Below are 22,558 nucleotides of genomic sequence, written 5' to 3' on the forward strand. Positions count from 1 at the left end.
TAACCATTACATCTTTACTGGTTATTCGATAATCTCTCAAAAAATATAATCCCAAGCAGGTTTATATAGTCATTTAAGGAGAGAATCGTGCAGTCTCCGGTCATGAAAGGTAGTATCGCGCTCGCCTTTCTTGCATTCTCAACAATAATTACCGGATGTGCCAGTACCGGAGGCATTGCCCCGCAAAGCAAAGCGGCCGACCCGTCCGCATTCGATATCGGCCAGGCCGTGCGCGCGGCCGACGCCAATGCCCAATGGCCCGCAGCCGATTGGTGGCGCGCCTACGGCGACCCGCAATTGAATACGCTCGTCGAAGCCGCGAGCGCCGGCAGCCCGACGCTCGCGGCCGCGCAGGCCCGCGTGCGCGAAGCGCTGGCGATCGCCGGCCGGGCCCAGGCGGCTCTCGCGCCGCAGGTGAACGGCAGCCTGTCGCTGCAGCGCCAGCACTGGGCGGACAACCCGCTCTACTACGGCCCGGGCACGCTCGCGAACGAGAACACGTACAACAACACCGGGACCATCGGCCTGTCTTACCACCTCGACCTTTGGGGCGGCGACGAGAACGCCCTCGAGCGCGCGCTCGACACCGCCCACGCCCAGGCCGCCGACGCGCGCGCCGCGCAGCTCGAGCTAGAAGTGAACGTCGTGCGCGCCTATGTCGATTTGTCGAAGGACTACGCGCTGCTCGATATCGCCAAAGAGACGCTCGAGCAGCAGAAGCAGCTCGTGGCGCTCGCGCACCGGCGGCTCGCCGGCGGCCTCGGCACGCAACTCGAAGTGAGCCAGACAGAAGCGCCGGTTCCCGAATACGAGCGGCAAATCGACGCCCTCGAAGAATCGATCGCGCTCGACCGCAACCAGCTTGCCGCGCTCCTCGGCAAAGGCCCGGGAGCGGGCGATTCGATCCTGCGCCCCACGCTGTCGCTGGCCGCGCCCGCCAGCCTGCCGTCCACGCTGCCGGCCGACCTGATCGGCCATCGCCCGGACATCGTCGCCGCCCGCTGGACCGTGGCGGGGGAGGCGCGCGGCATCGACGTCGCCAAGGCGGCGTTTTATCCGAACATCAACCTGGCCGCGTCGCTCGGCGGCTATGCGGTCGGCGGCCCGCTCTTCGAATTCCTGAGGGCGCAGAACGGCAGCTGGACCGCGGGCCCCGCGCTGTCGCTGCCGATCTTCGACGGCGGCGCGCTGCGCAGCCAGCTCGGCGCGGCGGCCGCAGGCTACGACCAGGCCGTCGAGAACTACAACCGGACGATCGTCTCCGCACTCAAGGACGTCTCCGACCAGGTCGTGCGGATGCGTTCGCTCGGCACGCAGGCGCAGGATGCGCAACGCTCGGTCGCGGCGGCCAAGAAGAGCTTCGACCTCTCGCGCGAAGGCTACCGGCGCGGGCTCACCGACTACGTCAACGTGATCGTCGCCCAAACGCAGTGGCTCAACGCGCAGCAAGGCGTCGCGCGCATCCAGGCCGAGCAGCTGGTCGCCCATGCGTCGCTGATGGCTGCGCTGGGCGGCGGGCTCGACGACCCGGCCAACGGCCCGGCCGCCGCCGATACCCGGCCGGGCCACACGACCACCGCGCAGCGGGCAGTCTCGGCGGCGGCAGAGGCGGTGTCGTCGACCGCGGCGAAAGCGGTCCACGCGGTGTCGCCAACCGCGGCAGCGGCGCCGGCGAACGCCGCGTCCGGCGCCAGCCCTGCACCCTGAGGCACAGCCGCCATGTCCTCCCCCGCTTCCTCCACCCCGCAGACGCCGCGCACGCTGCAAGACTGGTACGCGATCGTCGCCGATTGGGCGCGCACCGATGGCGCCACCTGGATCTATCTGTTCAAGGCGCTGCTGGCCGCGTTCCTCACGCTCCTGATCGCGATGCGGCTCGAGATGTCGCAGCCGAAGACGGCCATGGCGACCGTCTTCATCGTCATGCAGCCGCAAAGCGGCGCCGTGCTCGCCAAGAGCTTCTACCGCTTCTGCGGCACCCTGGTCGGGCTCGTCGCCACGCTGACCCTGGTCGGGCTCTTTGCGCAGCGTCCCGAGCTCTTCATGACCGCGCTCGCAATCTGGGTCGGCATCTGCACGGCCGGCGCGGCGCGCAACCGCAACTTCCGCTCGTACGGCTTCCTGCTCGCCGGCTACACCGCGGCGCTGATCGGCCTGCCGGCGGCGCAGGCGCCGAACGGCGCGTTCCTGTCGGCGCTCACGCGGGTGTCGGAGGTGTCGCTCGGCATCGCCTGCGCCGGCATCGTCAGCGCGCTGGTCTTCCCGCAGCACACGGGCGAGCGGATGCGCACCACCGTGCGCGCGCGCTTTTCCGCGTTTGTCGAATACGTGTCGGCGGCGCTCGCGGGGCGCACCGACCGCACCTACATCGAGCAGACCAACGCGCGCTTTCTCATCGACATCGTCGGCTTCGAGGCGATGCGCAGCCTCACGGAGTTCGAAGGCCCCGACGCGCGCCAGCGCAGCGGCCAGCTCTCGCGCCTGAACAGCGAATTCATGACGGCCTCCACGCGCTTTCACGCGCTGCATCAGCTGATGAACCGCCTGCACGACGCCGGCGCGGCCGATGCGATCCAGGCGATCGAGCCGTACTTCAAGGAAATCGCCCCGCTTTTGAACCCCAAGGGCGCGACGGTCCTGACCGCCGTCGAGGCCGGCTACGCGGCCGACGAGCTGGAAGCCTACAAGGCCGCGCTGCCGCGCCGCGTGCGCGAGCAGCGCGCCGCCTTCGAGAACCGGCCCGGTTTCCCGCTGCTCGACTTCGACACCGCCTCCGAGCTGCTCTACCGCTTCGTCGACGACATGCTCAAGTACTCGCGGACCTACGCGTCGCTCGCCGCCGTCGAGGCGCAACCGCGCGAACGCTGGATCGAGCATTACGAGCCGAAGACCAATCTCGTCGCGACGATCGTCGCCGGCCTGCGCGGCGCGATCGTGATGGCCGCGCTCAGCTGGTTCTGGCTCGCCACGGCCTGGCCGAGCGGCACGATGCTGGTCTCGACGGCCGCGGCCGTGTGCGCGCTGGCGTCGTCCGCGCCGAATCCGACGCGCACGTCGAACCAGATGGGCCTCGGCATCGCGCTTTCGGTGGTCGCCGCCTTTATCGTCGAATTCGGCGTGTATCCGCACATCGACGGCTTTGCGCTGCTGTGCATCGCGCTCGTGCCGTTTCTCGCCTTCGGCATCTTCCTGTCGACGCGTCCCGCTCTGGCCGGCTACGGCGCGGGCTACCTGATCTTCTTCTGCAACCTCGCCGGCCCGGACAACGTGATCAATTACGACCCCTCGGGGTTCATGAACGACGCGATCGCACTCGTGCTGTCGACGAGCGTCGCGGCGATCGCGTTCTCGATCCTGCTGCCGCCCGCCACGCCGTGGCTGCGCAACCACCTGTTCGCCGACATGCGCCGCCAGGTCTTGATGGCGTGCCACGCGGGTCTCGAACGGGTGCGCTCGCGCTTCGAGAGCGGCACGCGCGATCTGGCGTTCCAGGCTCACCAGCTCGCGGAGCGCGAGCCCGAGGTGCGGCGCGACACGCTGCGCTGGCTGGTCTCCGTGCTCGAAGTCGGCAATGCGATCATCGACTTGCGCCAGGAGCTCGCGATGCTGCCGCCCGATCCGCGCTACGCGGCGACGATGCCGTGGCGCAAGACGGTGGCGAAGACGCGCGAAGCGATCACCTCGCTCTTCTCGCGCCCCGACGCGAAGCGCCTCGACACCGCGCTCGCCGCCACCGGCGACGCGATCGCGGCGGTCCAGCAGACGCTCGTCGCGTTCGCGCCGCCGCGCGAGGAGCGGCGCCAGCTGCAGCGCATCCTGAGCCATCTCCACTTCATCCGCACGGCGCTGCTCGATCCGCAGTCGCCGCTCGAAACTTTCGTGGGCAACGGCCGCGGCGCGGCTGCCCCGCCCCCATCGGGAGCGCATCATGCCTCGTGAAATCGCCCTTCTCGACGCCTATGTGCCGGCCATCGTGCTGCTTTGCGTGATCGGCGCCGCGTTCACCTGGATGCTCGATCTCGTCCTGGCCCGGACCGGCCTCTACCGCTTCGTCTGGCATCCCTCCTTGTTCCGGGCGAGCCTGCTCGTCTGCGTGTGCGGCCTCCTCGGGCTCGCCGTTTACCGTTGATTCAGCGTTGATAAGAGTCACATCATGATCATCCGAAAACTCTTCGGCTTTCTCGCGACCGCCGTCATCTGCATCGTCGCAATCCTGATCGGCTACAAGCTCTGGTTCTACTACATGGACGAGCCATGGACCCGCGACGGCCGCGTGCGCGCCGAAATCGTCAACATCGCACCCGACGTATCGGGCGAGGTGGTCGAGCTGCCGGTCAAGGACAATCAATTCGTCAAGAAGGGCGACCTCTTGATGCAGATCGACCCGTCGCACTACCAGATCGCGGCCGAGCAGGCGCAGGCCGCCGTCGCCGCGCGCAAGGCCGAGCTGCAGATGCGTCTCGACGACGCCAAACGCCGCGCCGACCTGGACAGCCTCGTCGTGTCGAAGGAAAACCGCGAGAACGCCACGCACACTGCGTCGAGCGCCGAGGCGCAGTACCAGCAGGCGCTCGCCGCGCTCGACGCCGCCAAGCTGAACCTGGCGCGCACGCGCGTGGTGGCGCCGGTCGACGGCTACGTCACCAACCTGAGCGTGTTCAAGGGCGACTACGCGACGGTCGGCGCGGCCAAGCTCGCGATCGTCGACAGCCACTCGTTCTGGGTCTACGGCTACTTCGAGGAAACCAAGCTGCCGCGCGTGAAGGTGGGCGCCAAGGCCGAGATGCGGCTGATGAGCGGCGGTGTGCTGAAGGGCCACGTCGAGAGCATTTCGCGCGGCATCTACGATCGCGACAACCCGGCGAGCCGCGACCTCGTCGCCGACGTCAACCCGACCTTCAACTGGGTGCGCCTCGCGCAGCGCGTGCCGGTGCGCATCCACATCGACGAGGTGCCGGACGGGCTGGTGCTGGCCGCGGGCACGACCTGCACGGTGATCGTGAAGCCCAACTGAGCGGCTGAACGAGCCACCGCCGAATGACAAACGCGCCGCGCCGGTCTCCCCGGCGCGGCGCGTTTTCTTGTGGCGCGGCGGTGCGCCTCAGTGCAGCTTGAACTTGCCGACGAGCCGCTTCAGCGTCTTCGCCTGATCGTCGAGCGAGCGGGCCGCTGCCGTCGCCTCTTCGACGAGCGCCGCGTTCTGCTGCGTGCTGGAATCCATCTGCGTGACGGCCCGGCCGATCTCGTCGATGCCGGCGCTCTGCTCCGAGGATGCCGCCGAGATCTCGCCCATGATGTCGGTCACGCGCTTCACGGCCTTCACGACTTCGTCCATCGTCTGGCCGGCGTCCTGCGCGAAGTGCGAGCCGTTGGCGACGCGCTCGAGCGACGCGTTGATCAGCCCCTTGATCTCCTTGGCGGCTTGCGCGCTGCGCTGCGCGAGGCTGCGCACCTCGCCCGCCACCACCGCGAAGCCGCGGCCCTGCTCCCCCGCCCGCGCCGCTTCGACCGCGGCGTTGAGCGCCAGGATGTTGGTCTGGAACGCGATCCCTTCGATCACGCCGATGATGTCGCCGATGCTCTTGGCGCTGTCGTTGATCTCGTTCATCGTCGAGACGACGCGCGACACGACCTCGCCGCCCTTCTCCGCGATCTCCGACGCGTTGTTCGCGAGCGTGCTCGCCTGCTTGGCGTTGTCGGCGTTCTGGCGCACGGTCGAGGTCAGCTCTTCCATGCTCGTGGCGGTCTTCTCGAGCGACACCGCCTGCAGCTCGGTGCGCTGCGACAGGTCGAGGTTGCCCATCGCGATCTCGCCCGCCGCCAGCGCGATCGCCTCGGCGCTCGCGGTGATTTCGCCGACCGTCGAGGCAAGGCCGGTTTGCATGTCGCGCAACGCGAAGAGCACGCTCGACGTGTCGCTCTTGCCGACCGTGATCGAATGCGACAGGTCGCCCGCCGCGATGTGGCTCGCGATGTTCTTCGCATAGGCCGGCTCGCCGCCCAGCTGCTTCGTGAGGCGCCGCACGACCCATTCGCCGATCACGAACGCCAACACGAACAGCGCGGCCGTCATCGCCGCGATCATCACGAACGACGACTTGAAGATGAATCCGGACGCCTCGATCGTCGCCTTCGCGGCCGTGCCGCGCGACGCGACGAGTTCGTCGACGAGCTTCTCGAGCTTGCCCGTCTCGACGAGCAGCGAGACGTCCTGCGTGCCGACCTGCCAGTTCATCTGCGACAGGTCGAGCGGCTGCGCCTTCACGAGCGTCACGAACGCGCGCAGGTGGTCGCTCCACGTCGAGACCGCCGCGGTGAACTTCTTCTGGCGCTCGGGCGCATCGCCATCGGAGGCGTCGGTGTATTGCTGGAGCGTCGAGAGCTCGGTCGTGATCGCGCCGAGCCCCTTGTCGATGTCGCCGCCGAGATCGTCGCGCTCCTTGGCGGTGGTGGCGGTCAACAGCATCTTCTGCGCGCGGCTCGCGCGCAGCACGTCGGCCCGCACTTCCTCGGCGGCGCGGCTCGCGACGTGGCCCTGATCGTAGATCGATTGCGTCGAGCCGTTCAGGCGGCTGATCTGGGTCAGCGAAAAGACGCCGATCGCGACCGTGCCGGCGAGCAGCACGGCAAACGCCAGCCGCAGCGTTGCCTTGACCGACAAGCTGTTGAGCCGGCTCGCGGCCGCGCGCTTGCTGCTGCCGCGCGAACGGCCGCCGGCCGGCCCGTCATCCGGTACGAATCCCGCGCCCGAACGGCGGCCTAGCGAAACTGCCTTCATAGTGGTGTATCCCCGCTTCTTTTGAAAACGTGCTGCCGCGCCTGTGAGGTTCACAGACGCGCCTAGTGATGTCCGGGTCAACGGCAGCGAACCGCAGTTCCTTTAGCGTCATGCGCCCTGATGTAAACCCGGCTTGCCGAGACGCTCGCGTGGTCTGTCGCGATGCGCTCCGGACGGGTTATAACCGGCCAAAAATCCGCGCACCTGTACCGGATTCGTCTGATTCGCGACAAAACTTGTCCTTACAACTCACTCGCGCCACACTACACTTCTTCAACGATTACCGAAAACCCGCTGCGCACGGCCCGACGGCGCGGCGCCCTCCCCAACTTTTCGACCCTCGCAACTCCCATGGAAACGAGCCTCGACAAAGGCGCCCTCGCCGCCTCGGCCGCCGGCCAGGCCAACGGCGCGGCACAGCCCGCCGCCGCCAAAGTTCAGCGCACCGCCTATTCGGTGCTGAGCGCGATCAGCTTCGCCCACCTGCTGAACGACATGATCCAGTCGCTGATTCTCGCGATCTACCCGATGCTGAAGGCGGAGTTCGCACTGACGTTCGGGCAGATCGGACTCATCACGCTGACTTACCAGATCACCGCGTCGCTGCTGCAGCCGCTCGTCGGCTTCTACACCGACAAGCGCCCGCAGCCCTATTCGCTGCCGATCGGCATGGGCTTCACGCTATCGGGGCTCGTGCTGATGTCGATCGCGCCGAACTTCGGCGTGCTGCTCGTCGCCGCGGCGCTCGTCGGCTGCGGCTCGTCGGTGTTCCATCCGGAGTCGTCGCGCGTCGCGCGCATGGCCTCGGGCGGACAGCACGGCCTCGCGCAGTCGCTGTTCCAGGTCGGCGGCAACGCCGGCTCGTCGCTCGGGCCGTTGCTCGCCGCGCTGATCGTGATCCCGCACGGACAACGCAGCATCGCGTGGTTCTCGGTCGCCGCGCTCGTCGCGATCGTCGTGCTCTCGCAGATCGGCCGCTGGTACAAACGGCATCCCGCGACCAGGAAGGCGAAGAGCGCGCAGGCGTCCCACGCCACGCTGCCGCGCGGCCGCGTGATGTTCGCGATGAGCGTGCTGGTGCTGCTCGTGTTCTCGAAGTACTTCTATCTCGCGAGCATCAACAGCTACTTCACGTTCTATCTGATCGACAAGTTCCACCTGCCCGTGCAGGCCGCGCAGATCCATCTGTTCGTGTTCCTCGCAGCCGTCGCGGCGGGCACGATCATCGGCGGGCCGGTCGGCGACCGCATCGGCCGCAAGTACGTGATCTGGGTGTCGATCCTCGGCGTCGCGCCGTTCACGCTGCTCCTGCCGTACGCGAACCTGTTCTGGACCAGCGTGCTGACGGTCGTGATCGGCGTCGTGCTGGCCTCGGCGTTCTCCGCGATCCTGGTTTATGCGCAAGAACTCATCCCCGGCAAGGTGGGGATGGTCGCGGGACTGTTCTTCGGTTTCGCGTTCGGCCTGGGCGGCGTCGGCGCGGCCGTGCTCGGCCAGCTCGCGGATGCGACGAGCATCAACTTCGTCTACAAGGTCTGCTCGTTCCTGCCGTTGATCGGCATCCTGACGGTGTTCCTGCCCGACCTCGAAGGCAGGCGGGCGAAGCCTTGAGCATAGGGATTCAAACCAGCCGTAGCCCCAAAGCGCCGCACACCGCGGCGCTTTTGCTTTTTTGGGTTGCGCTTTCGGATCGCGCCGACCCAATCCGAATAAGCCGATGCGAAACCTCGTACGCACAGCAGCACGGTCATGGTGAACCCGGGTTGTGAGACGCTCGCGACGGGCCCTATGCTGTACTGCGGCACGCTCCAATTCGCACGTGCCAGCCTGCGCCATCCATCGTCGCCGCCCATGCCACCGAAGGGGGATCGCCGTCATGACCCGCTACCGCGATTTCCATCGCCGCTCGATCGATGCGCCCGACGAATTCTGGCGCGCCGAAGCCACCCGCATCCATTGGGAGACGCCGTTCCAGACGGTGCTCGACCGCAGCAACCCGCCCTTCACGCGATGGTTCGCCGGCGGCCGCACGAACCTGTGCCACAACGCGCTGGACAGGCATCTCGCGACGCGCGCGCAGCAGAACGCGCTAATCAGTGTCTCGACGGAGACCGGCATCGAGCGCCGCTTCACCTATGCCGAGCTCTATGACGAAGTGAACCGCATGGCCGCGGTGATGCGCTCGCTTGGCGTCGCGCGCGGCGAGCGCGTGCTGATCTACCTGCCGATGATCCCCGAGGCCGTGTTCACCGTGCTCGCCTGCGCGCGGCTCGGCGCGATCCACTCGGTCGTGTTCGGCGGCTTTGCCGCGGCGAGCCTCGCCGCACGTATCGACGACGCGAAGCCCGCGCTTATCGTCACAGCCGACGCCGGCGCGCGCGGCGGCAAGGTGATCGACTACACGCCGCTCGTCGACGAAGCGCTCGCGCGCGCCTCGCACCAGACGGCGCGCGTGCTGCTGATCGACCGGCAGCTCGCGCCCGAACGCCTGAACGCGAGCTACCTGGTCGCCTACGAGCCGCTGCGCGAGCAGTACTTCAACGCCCACGTGCCGTGTGAATGGCTCGAATCGAACGAACCGTCCTATGTGCTCTACACCTCGGGCACGACGGGGCGGCCCAAGGGCGTGCAGCGCGACGTCGGCGGCTATGCGGTCGCGCTCGCGGCGTCAATGGAGTACATCTTCCAGGCCCAGGCGGGCGACACGATGTTCACCGCATCGGACATCGGCTGGGTGGTCGGCCATAGCTACATCATCTATGCGCCGTTGATCGCCGGGCTCACGACCGTGCTGTACGAAGGCACGCCGGTTCGTCCGGACGGCGGCATCTGGTGGCGGCTCGTCGAGCAGTACGGGATCAACGTGATGTTCACCTCGCCGACCGCGCTGCGCGTGCTGAAGAAACAGGACCCGGCCTTGATGAAGGCCGCCGATCTCTCGAGCCTGCGCGCGCTGTTCCTGGCCGGCGAGCCGCTCGACGAGCCCACCGCCGCGTGGATCCAGGACGCGCTCGGCAAGCCCGTCGTCGACAACTACTGGCAGACCGAGACGGGCTGGCCGATCATCGCGATCCAGCGCGGCATCGAGGCGCTGCCGCCGAAGCTCGGCTCGCCCGGCGTGCCCGTGTACGGCTATAACCTCGTGGTGCGCAACGAGGTGACCGGCGAGCCCTGCGCGCCCGGCGAGAAAGGCGTCGTCACGCTCGGCTATCCGCTGCCGCCCGGCTGCATGGCGACGGTCTGGGGCGACGGCCGGCGCTTCGTCGATACCTACTGGTCGGAGATGGCGGGCGCCCAGGTCTACTCGACGTTCGACTGGGGTATCCAGGACGACGACGGCTACGTGTCGATCCTCGGCCGCACCGACGACGTCATCAACGTCGCGAGCCACCGCTTCGGCACGCGCGAGATCGAGGAGGCGCTATCGAGCCATGCGGCCGTGGCGGAGGTGGCGGTCGTGGGTGTGACAGACGAGCAGAAAGGCCAGGTGCCGCTCGCGTTCGTCGTGCTGCGCGATGCGCAAGCGGCTGCCGCGCCCGACGATCGCAGGAAGCTCGAAGCGGCGTTGCTGGCGACGGTCGACCGGAACCTCGGCGCGATCGGCCGTCCCGCGCGCGTCCATTTCGTCGCGATGCTGCCGAAGACGCGCTCCGGCAAGCTCTTGCGCCGCGCGATCGCGGCGCTCGCCGAAGGACGCGATCCCGGGGATCTGCCGACGATCGAAGATCCGGCGGCGTTGCAGATGCTGCGCGCGGCGCTTGGCGAAACGGGCTGAGACACCATCAAGCCATCGCGAGCGCCGGATCGCCGGAGCGCGGATCAAGCGCGGGCACGCGCCGCGAAGAACCGCTTAAGGATGCCCGACGAATACGCGTGGGCGATATCGGTAAGAAACGACGTGAACGACGCGGTCGCGTGATCGTCGGCGGTATCGGAGAGGGTCCGCACGATCGCGCACGGCACGTCGTGCTCGTAGCAGACCTGCGCGATCGCCGCGCCTTCCATCTCGACCGCCAGCGCCTCCGGCAGCGCGGCGCGCAACGCGCCGACCTCCTCCGAGCTCGACACGAAACGGTCGCCGCTGATCACGAGCCCGCGATGCACGCGCGCGCCGCTCAAACGGAACTGCTCGGCAAGCGCCGCGCCTTCGTCGGCAACGAAACGCTCGCAGGCGGCGGCCAGCTCGTCGGCGAGCGCGGCATCGGCGGCGAAGCGCGTGACGCCGAGCAGCGGCACCTCATAGCGCGGAAAGAGCGGCGACGCATCGAGATCGTGCTGCAGCAGCGCGTTCGCAACGACGATGTCGCCGACGCGCATCTGGCTCCCCACCCCGCCCGCGACGCCGGTGAACACGATCGCCTCGACACCGAACACGTGAATCAGTGCACTGGCCGTCGCCGCGGCCGCCACCTTGCCGACGCGCGCGAGCGTGACGACGCACGGCACGCCCCGCACGGTGCCGACGTGGTAGTCGCGCTGTCCGAGCGTGACCGTGCGCAAGCCGCCGTCGGCGCGCATCGCGTCGACGAGGTCGCCCAGTTCCTGCGGCAAGGCCGCGAGCACGCCGAGCGGCCGTTGCTGGTTGTTTTCCATCGTTTCCATGCTCATTCGACCGCCTGCAATTTGGCTACGGCCAGCGCGAGCCACTTCTCGCCGTGCCGCTTGAACTTGACCTGGGCGCGCGCATCGGCGCCGCTGCCTTCGAGCGCCGTGACCGTGCCTTCCCCGAACTTCGTGTGAAACACTGCCTGGCCGATCTTGAAACCCGTTTCGGCGGCACGCTGCGTGTTGGCGAACGCGGGCAGCGGCGCTTGCTCGACCGCCGCGCCGCCTGCATAACCGCCGGCCTGACGGTCAGGACGGGCGAACCAGTCGCGCCCCCAGCCCGCGTTATCCGATCTGCCGCCCCAGCGTGCGCCCGCTTCGACCTTGGGCGTGAGCCACTTGAGCGTTTCCTGCGGCAACTCATCGAAAAAGCGCGAGCGGATGTTGTAGCGCGTCTGCCCGTGCAGCAGCCGGCTCTGCGCGAACGACAGATAGAGCCGCTCCTTCGCCCGCGTGATCGCGACGTACATGAGCCGCCGCTCTTCCTCCAGGCCGTCCTGCTCGAGCGCGCTGTTCTCGTGCGGGAACAGCCCCTCTTCGAGACCCGTGATGAAGACCGCCGTGAACTCGAGGCCCTTGGCCGCGTGGACCGTCATCAGCTGCACCGCGTCCTGGCCCGCCTGCGCCTGGTTGTCGCCCGCCTCGAGCGAGGCGTGCGAGAGGAAGCCGGCGAGCGGCGTCATCGTGTCGGGGTTCTGCGCAGGGCCGGCAATGCCCGCGGGATCGAGCACCACGGATGCCGCGTCGTCCGGCAAGGCGGCGATCTCGGGCGCCGACGTGGCGCCGGGCCGCAGCGGGATCGAGCGCGCCGGTGTGTCGAGCCCGTAGCCCTCCTCGCTGAGGAAGGCCGTCGCCGCGTTCACCAGTTCCTGCAGGTTTTCGAGCCGGTCCTGGCCTTCACGCTCGCCCTGGTAGAACTCCGCGAGACCGCTCGCGCGCACCACGTACTCGACCGTTTCCGGCAGGCTCATCTGCTGCGTCTCGGCGCGCATCTTCGCGATCAGGTTCGCGAAGCTGCCGAGGCTCGAACCGGCCTTGCCGGTCACATAGGGAATCGCCGCAGCCATCGAGCAGTTGTAGAGGCGCGCCGAATCCGCGAGCTGCTCGAGCGAGCGCGCGCCGATGCCGCGCGCCGGGAAGTTGACGACGCGCGCGAAGGCGGTGTCGTCGTTGGGGTTATCGATGAGGCGCAGATAGGCGAGCGCGTGCTTGACTTCCTGCCGCTCGAAAAAGCGCAGGCCGCCATACACGCGGTAGGCGATGCCCGCGTTGACGAGCGTGTGCTCGATCGTGCGCGACTGCGCATTGCTGCGATAGAGCACGGCGACCTCGCCGCGCGCGAGCCCCGTGCTGATGAGCGCCTTGATCTCCTCGACGATCCAGCCCGCTTCCTGCGAATCGGTGGCCGCCTCATAGACGCGAACCGGCTCGCCGTGGCCCGCGTCGGTGCGCAGGTTCTTGCCCAGGCGCCGCGAGTTGTTGGCGATCAGCTGGTTGGCCGCGTCGAGAATATGGCCATGCGAGCGGTAGTTCTGCTCGAGCTTGATCAGGTGCCGCACCTTGAACTCATGCTCGAAGTCGCGCATGTTGCCGACGTTCGCGCCGCGGAACGCGTAGATCGACTGGTCGTCGTCGCCGACCGCGAAGATCGCGTTCGATTCACCGGCGAGCAGCTTGAGCCACGCGTACTGGAGCTTGTTGGTGTCCTGGAACTCGTCGACGAGGATGTGCTTGAAGCGCGCCTGATAGTGCGCACGCAGCGGCGGGTTGTGCGCGAGCAGCTCGTAGCAGCGCAAGAGCAGCTCCGGAAAATCGACGACGCCCTCGCGCTGGCACTGCTGCTCATAGGCCTGATAGAGCTCGACGAACTTGAGGTTGAAGCTGTCGGTCGCGTCGACGTGCTGCGGCCGCAGCCCCTGCTCCTTCGCGTTGTTGATGAAGTACTGAAGGTTCTTCGGCGGATATTTCTCGTCGTCGACGTTCAGGCCCTTCATCAGGCGCTTGATCGCGGAGAGCTGGTCCGCGGTATCGAGGATCTGGAACGTCGCGGGCAGCCCGGCGTCGCGGTGATGCGCGCGCAGCATGCGGTTGCACAGGCCGTGGAAGGTGCCGATCCACATGCCGCGCGTATCGATGGGCAGCAACGCGGAGAGCCGCCCCATCATCTCGCGCGCGGCCTTGTTCGTGAAGGTGACGGCGAGCACGGTGGCGGGCGACGCGAGCCCATGCTGGATCAGCCACGCGATGCGGGTGATGAGCACGCGCGTCTTGCCGCTGCCGGCCCCGGCCAGGATCAGCGCGGGCTCGTTCGGCAACGTGACGGCAGCGTGTTGTTCGGGATTCAGGTTCGCAAGCAGTTCGGGCATGGGAGAGCGGGAATGGAAAAGCGTGGCGGCCGGGACGGCGCGGGCGGCGTGGCCTGCGCGCGCATGTCGGCAATGACAGCGAGCCGGACATTATAAGTCGCGAGCAGCGGACGTACCGGCGCGATGCAAGAGCAAATCCGGCTTGCGCCCGGACGGGCGCCGCCCAGGCCCCGAGCAGCCCTCCTCCTCCACCGACCCTTTATAATCGAACGTTTCGAAGCATTCCTCCACGCATTTCTCGGCAGATTCCCCACCATGAGCGACACCACGCTTGCAAAGAGTTTCGAACCCCAGACCATCGAGGCCCAGTGGGGCCCGGAATGGGAAAAGCGCGGCTACGCGGCGCCAGCGTTCGCGCCCGAAGCCAAGGATTTCTCGATCCAGCTGCCGCCGCCGAACGTCACGGGTACGCTGCACATGGGCCACGCGTTCAACCAGACGATCATGGACGGCTTGACGCGCTATCACCGCATGCTCGGCGAGAACACGATGTGGCTGCCCGGCACGGACCACGCGGGCATCGCGACGCAGATCGTCGTCGAGCGCCAGCTCGATGCGCAAGGCGTGTCGCGCCATGACCTCGGCCGCGAGAAGTTCGTCGAGCGCGTGTGGGAATGGAAGCAGCAGTCGGGCTCGACCATCACGCGCCAGGTGCGGCGCCTGGGCGCGTCGATCGACTGGTCGCGCGAATACTTCACGATGGACGACAAGATGTCGGCGGTCGTGTCGGAAGTCTTCGTGCGGCTCTATGAGCAAGGCCTCATCTACCGCGGCAAGCGGCTCGTGAACTGGGACCCGGTGCTGATGACCGCCGTGTCCGATCTCGAAGTCGCGAGCGAAGAGGAAAACGGCTACCTGTGGCACATCCACTATCCGCTGTCCGACGGCAGCGGCCAGCTGACCGTCGCGACGACGCGCCCCGAGACGATGCTCGGCGACGTCGCCGTGATGGTCCACCCGGAAGACGAGCGCTACGCGCGCCTGATCGGCAAGACCGTGAAGCTGCCGCTCACGGACCGCGAAATCCCGATCATCGCCGACGACTACGTCGACCGCGAATTCGGCACCGGCGTAGTGAAAGTAACGCCCGCGCACGACTTCAACGACTATCAGGTCGGCCAGCGCCACAAGCTGCCGCAGATCGAGATCCTCACGCTCGAAGCGAAGATCAACGGCAACGCGCCCGAAAAGTACCGCGGCCTCGACCGCTTCGAAGCGCGCAAGCAGGTCGTGGCCGACCTCGAGGCGCTGGGCCTGCTCGAATCGGTGAAGCCGCACAAGCTGATGGTGCCGCGCGGCGACCGCACGAACGTCGTGCTCGAGCCGATGCTGACTGATCAGTGGTTCGTCGCGATGAGCAGGCCGGCGCCTGATGCCACATTCGGCACATTCAATCCGGGCAAGTCGATCGCGGAAACCGCGCTGAACGTCGTACGCGACGGCCGGATCAAGTTCGTCCCCGAGAACTGGACGACCACCTACTACCAGTGGCTCGAAAACATCCAGGACTGGTGTATCTCGCGGCAACTCTGGTGGGGCCACCAGATTCCGGCGTGGTACGGCGAGAACGGCGAAGTGTTCGTCGCCAAGAGCGAAGCCGACGCGCGCGCGCAGGCCGGAGCGAAGGGCTACACCGGTGCGCTCAAGCGCGACGAAGACGTGCTCGACACCTGGTTCTCGTCGGCGCTCGTGCCGTTCTCGTCGCTCGGCTGGCCGAACGAGACGAAGGAATTGCAGCACTTCCTGCCGTCCTCGGTGCTCGTCACGGGCTTCGACATCATCTTCTTCTGGGTCGCGCGCATGGTCATGATGACGACCCATTTCACGGGCAAGGTGCCGTTCCACACGGTCTACGTCCACGGCCTCGTGCGCGACGCCGAAGGCCAGAAGATGAGCAAGAGCAAGGGCAACACGCTCGACCCGATCGACATCGTCGACGGCATCGATCTCGAATCGCTCGTCGCGAAGCGCACCTCGGGCCTCATGAACCCGAAGCAGGCCGCGACGATCGAGAAGAAGACGCGCAAGGAGTTCCCGTCCGGCATCGCGGCGTTCGGCACCGATGCGCTGCGCTTCACGATGGCGTCGATGGCCACGCTCGGCCGCAACGTCAACTTCGACCTCGCGCGCTGCGAGGGCTATCGCAACTTCTGCAACAAGCTCTGGAACGCGACGCGCTTCGTGCTCATGAACTGCGAAGGCCACGAGTGCGGCTTCGACAAGCCCGAGCTCTGCGGCGCGGGCGACTGCGGCCCCGGCGGCTACCTCGACTTCTCGCAGGCCGACCGCTGGATCGTGTCGCTCCTGCAGCGCGTGGAATCCGAAGTCGAAAAAGGCTTCGCCGACTATCGCTTCGACAACGTCGCGAACGCGATCTACAAATTCGTATGGGACGAGTACTGCGACTGGTACCTCGAACTCGCCAAGGTGCAGATCCAGAACGGCACGCCCGCGCAGCAGCGCGCGACGCGCCGCACGCTGCTGCGCGTGCTGGAGACCGTGCTGCGCCTCGCGCACCCGGTCATCCCGTTCATCACGGAAGCACTCTGGCAAAAGGTCGCGCCGCTCGCGAAGCGCTACCCCGAGGGTGCGGCCGAAGGCGCCGCATCGATCATGGTGCAGCGCTACCCCCTCGCCGATCCGAAAAAGATCGACGAAAGCGCCGAACGCTGGGCGGCCGATCTCAAGGCGGTCATCGACGCCTGCCGCAACCTGCGCGGCGAAATGAACCTGTCGCCGGCGACGAAGGTGCCGCTCCTGGCAACGGGCAACGCGGAACAACTGCACTCGTTCGCCCCGTATGCGCAAGCGCTTGCACGGCTCTCCGAGGTCAAGATCATCGCCGATGAAGCGGCGCTCGACGCCGAAGCGCACGGCGCGCCGATCGCGATCGTAGGCGGCAACAAGCTGGTGCTGAAGGTCGAGATCGACGTCGCGGCGGAACGCGAACGCCTTGGCAAGGAAATTGCTCGCCTGGATGCGGAGATCGTGAAGTGCAATGCCAAGCTCGGCAACGAAGCCTTCGTCGCCAAAGCCCCGGCCGCGGTTGTGGAACAGGAGCAGAAAAGGCTGGCAGAATATCGCGATACGATCGCCAAGCTGAGCGCACAGCTCGCGCGGCTGCCCGCGTGATCCTTACCGTCCATCGGCAAAATTTTCTGAGCAATTAGAGACGCAGATCCCATGCTAAAAGTCACCAAAGCAGTCTTTCCGGTCGCGGGTCTCGGTACCCGCTTCCTCCCTGCGACCAAGGCGAGCCCGAAGGAAATGCTGCCCGTCGTCGACAAGCCGCTGATCCAGTACGCCGTGGAAGAGGCGATGGCCGCCGGCATCACCGAGATGATCTTCGTCACGGGCCGCAGCAAGCGCGCCATCGAGGACCACTTCGATAAGTCGTATGAAATCGAAGCCGAGCTCGAAGCGCGCGGCAAGGACAAGCTGCTCGAGCTCGTGCGCAGCATCAAGCCGAGCCATGTCGACTGCTTCTACGTGCGCCAGCCGGAAGCGCTCGGCCTCGGCCACGCGGTGCTGTGCGCCGAGAAGCTCGTCGCCGACAACCCGTTCGCCGTGATCCTCGCGGACGACCTGCTCTACGGCGAGCCGCCCGTCATGCAGCAGATGATCGAGGTGTTCGACCATTATCACAGCTCGGTGATCGGCGTCGAAGAGATCCCGCCGTCGGACACGAAGTCGTACGGCATCGTCGACGGCAAGGAATGGGAAGACGCGATCATCAAGATGTCGGGCATCGTCGAGAAGCCGGCGCCGGAAGTCGCGCCGTCGAACCTCGGCGTGGTCGGCCGCTATGTGCTCAAGCCGCGCATCTTCGATCACCTGCGCGCACTGAAGCCGGGCGCGGGCGGCGAGCTGCAGCTGACCGACGCCATTCAGTCGCTGCTCGCCGACGAGCAGGTGCTGGCGTACAAGTACCACGGCACGCGCTTCGACTGCGGCAGCAAGCTCGGCTACTTGAAGGCGACGGTCGAGTTCGCGCTGCGCCACCCCGAAGTCGCCGCCGACTTCGAGCACTACCTGCGCACGCGCCAGCCGACGATGGACAGCTAAGACGCCGTCCCGCCGGCCGCCGTCAGCCAATACCCGACGAAAAAAACCGCCTGCGTGTCCGCTCGTTTTCAGCGGCACGACAGGCGGGAGAATGAACTACAGGGTAATTCGAAGCGGCAGAGCCTCTGCCGCCCTAAAGGCTTCGCTTAAAACCGGTACGTCACGCCAATCTTCACGATCGGATAGAACTTCCAGTTGTTCGCCTTGTTCTGCAACTCCTGCTCTTCCGCGTTGACGTTCGCCTGCCCCGCCTCCGCGACGATGTCGGCCGGCACGTTGAAATCGACATGCGGCTTGCCGTAGGCCACGCCGGCATCGAAGAACATCGAGAAGCCCTTCTTGGCGAGCGGCGAATGGCCGAAGCCGAAGCCGATGTACGGCCGCACCGCCGGATACTTCACCTTTGCATGGATCTGCTCGCCGAGCGACGAATAGGTCGTGCCGTTGATCGTGTAGGTGCCGGACATCGCGGTCGCGGTGGCGTCGAGATTGTCGCCGCCGAGCAGGACGCCCGCCGTCAGACGGAAAGGCAGGATGGTCGGCGCCGGGAAGAAGTCGCCGTAAAGGCCGCCGTGATAGAGGTTGAGCGTCGCGTCGTACTGCAAGCCGCCAGCGGTGAAGCTATGCGAAAAACTGAAGCCGTTGAATTCCGCGCGAACGTTTGCCATCGAAGCAAACGAGTAACCGTAGCCGATGCCGAAGCCTTCGGTGCCGACTTGCCCATACACCTCGGAAGCCCGCGCCATCGATCCGGAGCAGGCGGCGAACGCCGCGATGAGCGAAACAACCAACTTCTTCATCGTTGAAATCCTTGTTTGACGGAATGACCCAAACGTTTGCGCTTTCAAGCGCGGATGGAGGAAACGTGCCCGCATCGGCTCGACGCCAATACCTCCGCTCAAGCAGGTTTACGGCGTAGACAAATCGGTCTTTAGGGGCTTTTCCGGCGCAGAAGCCGCACGGCACGATATTGGCGGACCAGGCCGGCATCTCGGCGGAATCAGACAGGTTGAGTAAGGATTCGGCAGTGATCCGCAAACGAAACAGCCCCGCCGGCGCAAGGCTTGACGGGGCTGTGTTCGAAGCGCTGGAAAGAGCGCGCGGGCGGGTGCGCGACGGGCTTAGCGGCGGCGCATCAGGAATACGAACGTCTTGTCCTGCATGGAGCTTTCGACGATCTCGTTGCCCGTCTGCTTCGCGAACGCGGCGAAATCGCGTTGCGAGCCGGGATCGGTCGCGAGGACCTTGAGGATCTGGCCGCTCTCCATGTCGGCGAGCGCCTTTTTCGCGCGCAAGATGGGCAGCGGACAGTTCAATCCGCGCGCATCGACTTCCTTGTGAATTTGCATCGGCAATCGACCTTCCAATAGAACGCCCCCAGATCTGGCGCTACGCGCCAGGCCCCCCAAGGGGGTCAAGAAACCTTGGGGCGGCCCGGCGGTTTCTTGAGAGGGCCAAATTCTACCGCACGCGTTACGGAAGCGCCGGACGCCGGGCATTCGCCCGGGTCCGGCGGCCTCGCGCGCAGGCCGAAACCGCGCTCACAGCTCGACCGGCTGCCCCGTCGCCAACGCTTCGCGCAGCGCGCTGCCGATGCGCGTCGCTTCGAGCGCATCGGCCAGCGTCGCGCCCGACGCCTTACCGCCCCTTACCGACTCGACGAAGGCTTGCGCCTCGTGCAGGAACGCGTCCTCGAAACGCTCGAAGAACGTCGGCGTGCATTCGTTGCGCACGCCGTGCTCGTCGTAGATCTCGACGCGGCTCGCGCGCGGAATGTGGCCGATCGCAAGCGCGCCCGCCGTGCCGATCACCTCCGTGTGCGTGTCGTTGCCGTGCGCCATCGTCCGCGACGCGTAGAACACCGCGAGCCGCCCGTCCTCGAACTCGCAGACCGCCACGCCGTTGTCGACGTCGCCGCATTCCCGCAGGCCCTCGTGCAGCGCGATCGTGCCGGTCGCGAACACGCGCTTGGCGCGCGGGTTGCCGAACAGCCAGCGCGTGACGTCGATGTCGTGCACCGTGCAGTCGAGGAAGATGCCGCCCGAGGTCGGCGCGAAACGCACGAAGAAGCCTTCCGGATCGTTCTTGTCGGTGGTCTGCGAGCAGATCATGAACGGCCGGCCGATCGCGCCGCGCCGGATCTTCTCGTACGCGTCGCGATAGCTCGGGTCGAAGCGGCGCATGAAGCCGATCGTCGCCTGCAGATGCGGCGCGCGCTGCGCCTCTTCGAGCACGCGCTCGCACTCGGCGACATCGAGCGACAGCGGCTTTTCGCAGAACACATGCTTGCCGGCGCGCAGCGCGGCGACGATCTGGTCGGCGTGCAGCGACGACGGCGTCACGAGCCAGACGGCGTCGACGTCCTGGTCGGCGAGCAGCGCTTCGTATTCGGCGTAGAGGCGCGGCGCGGGCAGCGCGTCGCGCGCCCACGCGCGCTCTTCCTCGACGGGGCTGCATGCGGCGACGAGCGCCGCGCCCGGCACGCGGTACGCGAGATTCTGCGCATGACGCTTGCCGAGCCGCCCAAGGCCCACCACGCCGATCTTCACCGGCGCGCGATTGGCGACATTGGTCATCGGAACTCTCCCCTCGCCCGTCACGCGTCGCCGCCGACACGCACCGCGCGGCCCTCGCGCCACGAGCGTGTCGCAGCCTCGGCGAGCTCGAGCGCCTTGAGGCCGTCGGCGACCGTCGTGCGCACCGGCAAGCCCCGCGTCACCGCTTCGAAGAAGTGCGCGATTTCGAGCGCATAGGCCGCGCGATAGCGCTCGAGGAAGAACGCCTCCGGCACGTCGCTCGACACCGCCTTGTTCGAATACGCGACGACCTCGGTCGGCCGCACGTTGCCCGCCTGCAGCATGCCTTCGCTGCCGAGCACTTCGAAGCGCTGGTCGTAGCCGTAGGCGGCGCGCCGCGCGGTGTTGATCTGGCACAGGCGCCCGCGCCTGGTGCGGATCGTGACGGCGGTCGAATCGATGTCGCCCGCATCGGCGATCGCCGGGTCCGACAGGACGCTGCCCGTCGCATGCAGCGTCTCGGCCTCGTCGTCGAGGATCCAGCGGAAGATGTCGAAGTCGTGGATCAGCATGTCCTTGAAGATGCCGCCCGAGCGCAAGATGTACTCGACGGGCGGCGCGCCCGGATCGCGGCTCGTGACGACCAGCATCTCCGGCGTGCCGATCTCGCCCGCGTCGATGCGCGCCTTCACGGCGGCGAAGGTCGGATCGAAGCGGCGCTGGAAGCCGATCATGCAGACGACGCCCGCACGCTCCACCGCCGCCGCGCAGGCGCGCGCGCGCTCCACCGTGAGGTCGACCGGCTTCTCGCAGAACACGTGCTTCTTCTGCGCGGCCGACTGCTCGATCAGGCCGGCGTGCGTATCGGTGCTCGAGCAGATGACGGTCGCGCCGATCGACGCGTCGCCCATCGCGCCGTCGACGTCGGCGACCTGCGCGCCGTGCTCCGCGGCGAGCGCCGCGGCGGCCTCGCGGTTCACGTCCACCACGTACTTGAGCTTCACGCCCGGCTGGCGTGCGAGGTTGGCCGCGTGAATGCGGCCGATGCGGCCGGCGCCGAAAACGGCAACGTTGATCGGCGTGCTGCGTACTGCCGGGCTTGCTGCATTAGTCATCGTATCCTCCAAGATCTTTCGACTCTTCCACGGTTAATTCCAGCTTGTACGCGAGCGCGACGAAAAGCGCCTGGCACAGGCAGATGGTGCTGGTCAGCGAGCGGAACGCGAACGCGCTCCCCTCCTTCACAAAGAGTTGCGTGGTGGCGTAGCGCGCGAGCGGCGAGAGGCGGCTGTCGGTGATGACGAGCGTCTTCGCCTGATGATGGTGCGCGACGCGCAGGCAATACTGGGTCTCCTTGCCGTAGGGCTCGAAGCTGATCGCGATCACCACGTCGCCCTTCTTCACGCTGCGGATCTGCTCGCGGAACATGCCGCCGAAGCCCGATACCAGATGCACGCGCTTGGGCGTGTGCTGCAGCGCGTAGACGATGTAGCTCGCCACGGCAAACGAGCGCCGCACGCCGACCACGTAGATGTTCTCGGCCTGCTGCAGCATCTTCACGGCGGCGTCGAACTCCTGGTCGTCGAGGCTCTCCTCGAGCTCGTCGAGGCCGCTCCTGCACGCGGCGACGAATTCGCGCGCGACCGAGCCGCCCGAGAGCTGCCCCGGCTTCTCGTCGATGAGCTTGCGGATGCGCTGCTTGTAGGTCTGCCCCGAGGCGCCCGGCCCCGCATACGCCTGCTTGAAGATCTCCTGCAGGTCGGAGAAGCCGGAAAAGCCGAAGCGCTGCGCAAAGCGCACCACGGCCGACGGATGCACGCCGCAGCTCGATGCGATGTCGCTCGTACGGTCCACCATCACGCTCGAGCGGTGCTGTTCCAGGTAGGACGCCACGCTCTTCAACTGACGCGGCAGCGTGTCGTAGGAGTCGGCGATGCGCTGCATCAATTCGTCGACGCTCGGCAGTTCAGCGGTGCTGTCGTCTTGCATGGCCCAAACCCTCCCTAAATTGCTGCGGTGCGGCGCAAACCCAAGCCGGATAAGGCTCGACGGGCTTTGCAACGGCACGCCGGACGGTGCTGATTATAGGCACGCGCCACGCCAATTTGGAACGTATTTTCCATTTTTATTTGCAATGAAATTTTCTTTGCAATCTCGTAAAAGTTGGCCTAATCTTGCTCGTGAGCGACGGCTGCAAGCTTGCGCACGCCGCTCCCCCTCCCCGGGGA

At 66.8% G+C, this 22,558-nt stretch carries 16 protein-coding genes; 8 read left to right on the forward strand and 8 right to left on the reverse strand.

Annotated features, from left to right (window positions below; all coding sequences use genetic code 11):
- The first annotated feature begins 87 nt into the window (after positions 1 to 87).
- Genes FAZ69_RS28895 through FAZ69_RS28910 form a run of 4 tightly spaced genes read left to right on the forward strand, consistent with a single transcriptional unit; the run spans position 88 to position 5,014 of the window.
- The gene (locus FAZ69_RS28895; RefSeq protein ID WP_136898514.1) at positions 88 to 1,707 is read left to right on the forward strand and encodes an efflux transporter outer membrane subunit; all 1,620 of its coding nucleotides are present in this window, start codon (positions 88 to 90) and stop codon (positions 1,705 to 1,707) included.
- Between the two features lie 12 nt (positions 1,708 to 1,719).
- Positions 1,720 to 3,939 carry an FUSC family protein gene (locus FAZ69_RS28900; protein ID WP_136898515.1) on the forward strand — a complete coding sequence of 740 codons (2,220 nt, stop codon included), beginning with the start codon at positions 1,720 to 1,722 and terminating at the stop codon, positions 3,937 to 3,939.
- Positions 3,926 to 4,129 (forward strand): DUF1656 domain-containing protein, encoded by a 204-nt coding sequence (locus FAZ69_RS28905; protein WP_169708801.1) that lies wholly within the window; start codon positions 3,926 to 3,928, stop codon positions 4,127 to 4,129. The genes FAZ69_RS28900 and FAZ69_RS28905 overlap by 14 nt, the downstream gene beginning before the upstream one ends.
- Positions 4,130 to 4,153: 24 nt before the next feature.
- Complete coding sequence (locus FAZ69_RS28910; protein ID WP_136898517.1) at positions 4,154 to 5,014, forward strand: efflux RND transporter periplasmic adaptor subunit; 861 nt, start codon at positions 4,154 to 4,156, stop codon at positions 5,012 to 5,014.
- An 87-nt stretch (positions 5,015 to 5,101) separates the two neighbouring features.
- Here the strand turns inward: FAZ69_RS28910 and FAZ69_RS28915 are convergent, their stop codons facing one another.
- On the reverse strand, positions 5,102 to 6,778 hold the full coding sequence (locus tag FAZ69_RS28915) for a methyl-accepting chemotaxis protein (protein ID WP_136898518.1): 1,677 nt from the start codon (positions 6,776 to 6,778) through the stop codon (positions 5,102 to 5,104).
- Between the two features lie 351 nt (positions 6,779 to 7,129).
- Here FAZ69_RS28915 and FAZ69_RS28920 point away from each other — a divergent pair, with 351 nt between their 5' ends.
- Together FAZ69_RS28920 and FAZ69_RS28925 are read left to right on the forward strand one after the other, a co-directional pair.
- Positions 7,130 to 8,389, forward strand: coding sequence for an MFS transporter (locus tag FAZ69_RS28920; RefSeq protein WP_136898519.1), 1,260 nt, complete (start codon positions 7,130 to 7,132; stop codon positions 8,387 to 8,389).
- A 265-nt stretch (positions 8,390 to 8,654) separates the two neighbouring features.
- Entirely contained in the window at positions 8,655 to 10,553 is a 1,899-nt protein-coding gene (locus FAZ69_RS28925; protein WP_136898520.1) for a propionate--CoA ligase, read from the forward strand.
- A 44-nt stretch (positions 10,554 to 10,597) separates the two neighbouring features.
- On the opposite strand, the gene FAZ69_RS28930 is transcribed toward FAZ69_RS28925, so the two are convergent.
- Positions 10,598 to 11,380: a 5'-methylthioadenosine/adenosylhomocysteine nucleosidase gene (locus tag FAZ69_RS28930; protein ID WP_439654811.1), complete on the reverse strand. Its 783-nt coding sequence runs from the start codon at positions 11,378 to 11,380 to the stop codon at positions 10,598 to 10,600.
- Positions 11,381 to 11,382: 2 nt separating this feature from the next.
- Entirely contained in the window at positions 11,383 to 13,749 is a 2,367-nt protein-coding gene (locus FAZ69_RS28935; protein ID WP_136898522.1) for a UvrD-helicase domain-containing protein, read from the reverse strand.
- Positions 13,750 to 14,004: 255 nt separating this feature from the next.
- Between FAZ69_RS28935 and FAZ69_RS28940 the strand changes: the two genes are divergently transcribed.
- Positions 14,005 to 16,881 carry a valine--tRNA ligase gene (locus FAZ69_RS28940; protein WP_136898523.1) on the forward strand — a complete coding sequence of 959 codons (2,877 nt, stop codon included), beginning with the start codon at positions 14,005 to 14,007 and terminating at the stop codon, positions 16,879 to 16,881.
- 51 nt (positions 16,882 to 16,932) lie between these two features.
- Positions 16,933 to 17,814 (forward strand): UTP--glucose-1-phosphate uridylyltransferase GalU, encoded by an 882-nt coding sequence (gene galU / locus FAZ69_RS28945; RefSeq protein ID WP_136898524.1) that lies wholly within the window; start codon positions 16,933 to 16,935, stop codon positions 17,812 to 17,814.
- Between the two features lie 146 nt (positions 17,815 to 17,960).
- Here the strand turns inward: galU and FAZ69_RS28950 are convergent, their stop codons facing one another.
- The 5 genes from FAZ69_RS28950 to FAZ69_RS28970 form a co-directional block, all read right to left on the reverse strand.
- Entirely contained in the window at positions 17,961 to 18,614 is a 654-nt protein-coding gene (locus FAZ69_RS28950; RefSeq protein ID WP_136898525.1) for a hypothetical protein, read from the reverse strand.
- Positions 18,615 to 18,935: 321 nt separating this feature from the next.
- Complete coding sequence (locus FAZ69_RS28955; RefSeq protein WP_136898526.1) at positions 18,936 to 19,163, reverse strand: sulfurtransferase TusA family protein; 228 nt, start codon at positions 19,161 to 19,163, stop codon at positions 18,936 to 18,938.
- Positions 19,164 to 19,355: 192 nt separating this feature from the next.
- Positions 19,356 to 20,390, reverse strand: coding sequence for a Gfo/Idh/MocA family oxidoreductase (locus tag FAZ69_RS28960; RefSeq protein WP_136898527.1), 1,035 nt, complete (start codon positions 20,388 to 20,390; stop codon positions 19,356 to 19,358).
- A gap of 20 nt (positions 20,391 to 20,410) precedes the next feature.
- Positions 20,411 to 21,445 (reverse strand): inositol 2-dehydrogenase, encoded by a 1,035-nt coding sequence (iolG, locus tag FAZ69_RS28965; RefSeq protein ID WP_136898528.1) that lies wholly within the window; start codon positions 21,443 to 21,445, stop codon positions 20,411 to 20,413.
- Positions 21,438 to 22,319, reverse strand: a complete 882-nt coding sequence (locus FAZ69_RS28970; protein ID WP_136898529.1) for a MurR/RpiR family transcriptional regulator — start codon at positions 22,317 to 22,319, stop codon at positions 21,438 to 21,440. Before FAZ69_RS28970 ends, iolG begins: the two co-directional genes overlap by 8 nt.
- Positions 22,320 to 22,558: the final 239 nt, after the last annotated feature.

This window comes from Trinickia terrae (assembly GCF_005144415.1).
Lineage (GTDB): Bacteria > Pseudomonadota > Gammaproteobacteria > Burkholderiales > Burkholderiaceae > Trinickia_A > Trinickia_A terrae.

Coding starts and splice junctions, on each gene's coding strand:
- FAZ69_RS28950 (WP_136898525.1), bottom strand. CDS start 18,614: ATGAAGAAGTTGGTTGTTTCGCTCATCGCGGCGTTCGCCGCCTGCTCC.
- iolG (WP_136898528.1), bottom strand. CDS start 21,445: ATGACTAATGCAGCAAGCCCGGCAGTACGCAGCACGCCGATCAACGTT.
- FAZ69_RS28955 (WP_136898526.1), bottom strand. CDS start 19,163: ATGCAAATTCACAAGGAAGTCGATGCGCGCGGATTGAACTGTCCGCTG.
- FAZ69_RS28900 (WP_136898515.1), top strand. CDS start 1,720: ATGTCCTCCCCCGCTTCCTCCACCCCGCAGACGCCGCGCACGCTGCAA.
- FAZ69_RS28930 (WP_439654811.1), bottom strand. CDS start 11,380: ATGGAAACGATGGAAAACAACCAGCAACGGCCGCTCGGCGTGCTCGCG.
- FAZ69_RS28935 (WP_136898522.1), bottom strand. CDS start 13,749: ATGCCCGAACTGCTTGCGAACCTGAATCCCGAACAACACGCTGCCGTC.
- galU (WP_136898524.1), top strand. CDS start 16,933: ATGCTAAAAGTCACCAAAGCAGTCTTTCCGGTCGCGGGTCTCGGTACC.
- FAZ69_RS28940 (WP_136898523.1), top strand. CDS start 14,005: ATGAGCGACACCACGCTTGCAAAGAGTTTCGAACCCCAGACCATCGAG.
- FAZ69_RS28910 (WP_136898517.1), top strand. CDS start 4,154: ATGATCATCCGAAAACTCTTCGGCTTTCTCGCGACCGCCGTCATCTGC.
- FAZ69_RS28915 (WP_136898518.1), bottom strand. CDS start 6,778: ATGAAGGCAGTTTCGCTAGGCCGCCGTTCGGGCGCGGGATTCGTACCG.
- FAZ69_RS28970 (WP_136898529.1), bottom strand. CDS start 22,319: ATGCAAGACGACAGCACCGCTGAACTGCCGAGCGTCGACGAATTGATG.
- FAZ69_RS28960 (WP_136898527.1), bottom strand. CDS start 20,390: ATGACCAATGTCGCCAATCGCGCGCCGGTGAAGATCGGCGTGGTGGGC.
- FAZ69_RS28925 (WP_136898520.1), top strand. CDS start 8,655: ATGACCCGCTACCGCGATTTCCATCGCCGCTCGATCGATGCGCCCGAC.
- FAZ69_RS28920 (WP_136898519.1), top strand. CDS start 7,130: ATGGAAACGAGCCTCGACAAAGGCGCCCTCGCCGCCTCGGCCGCCGGC.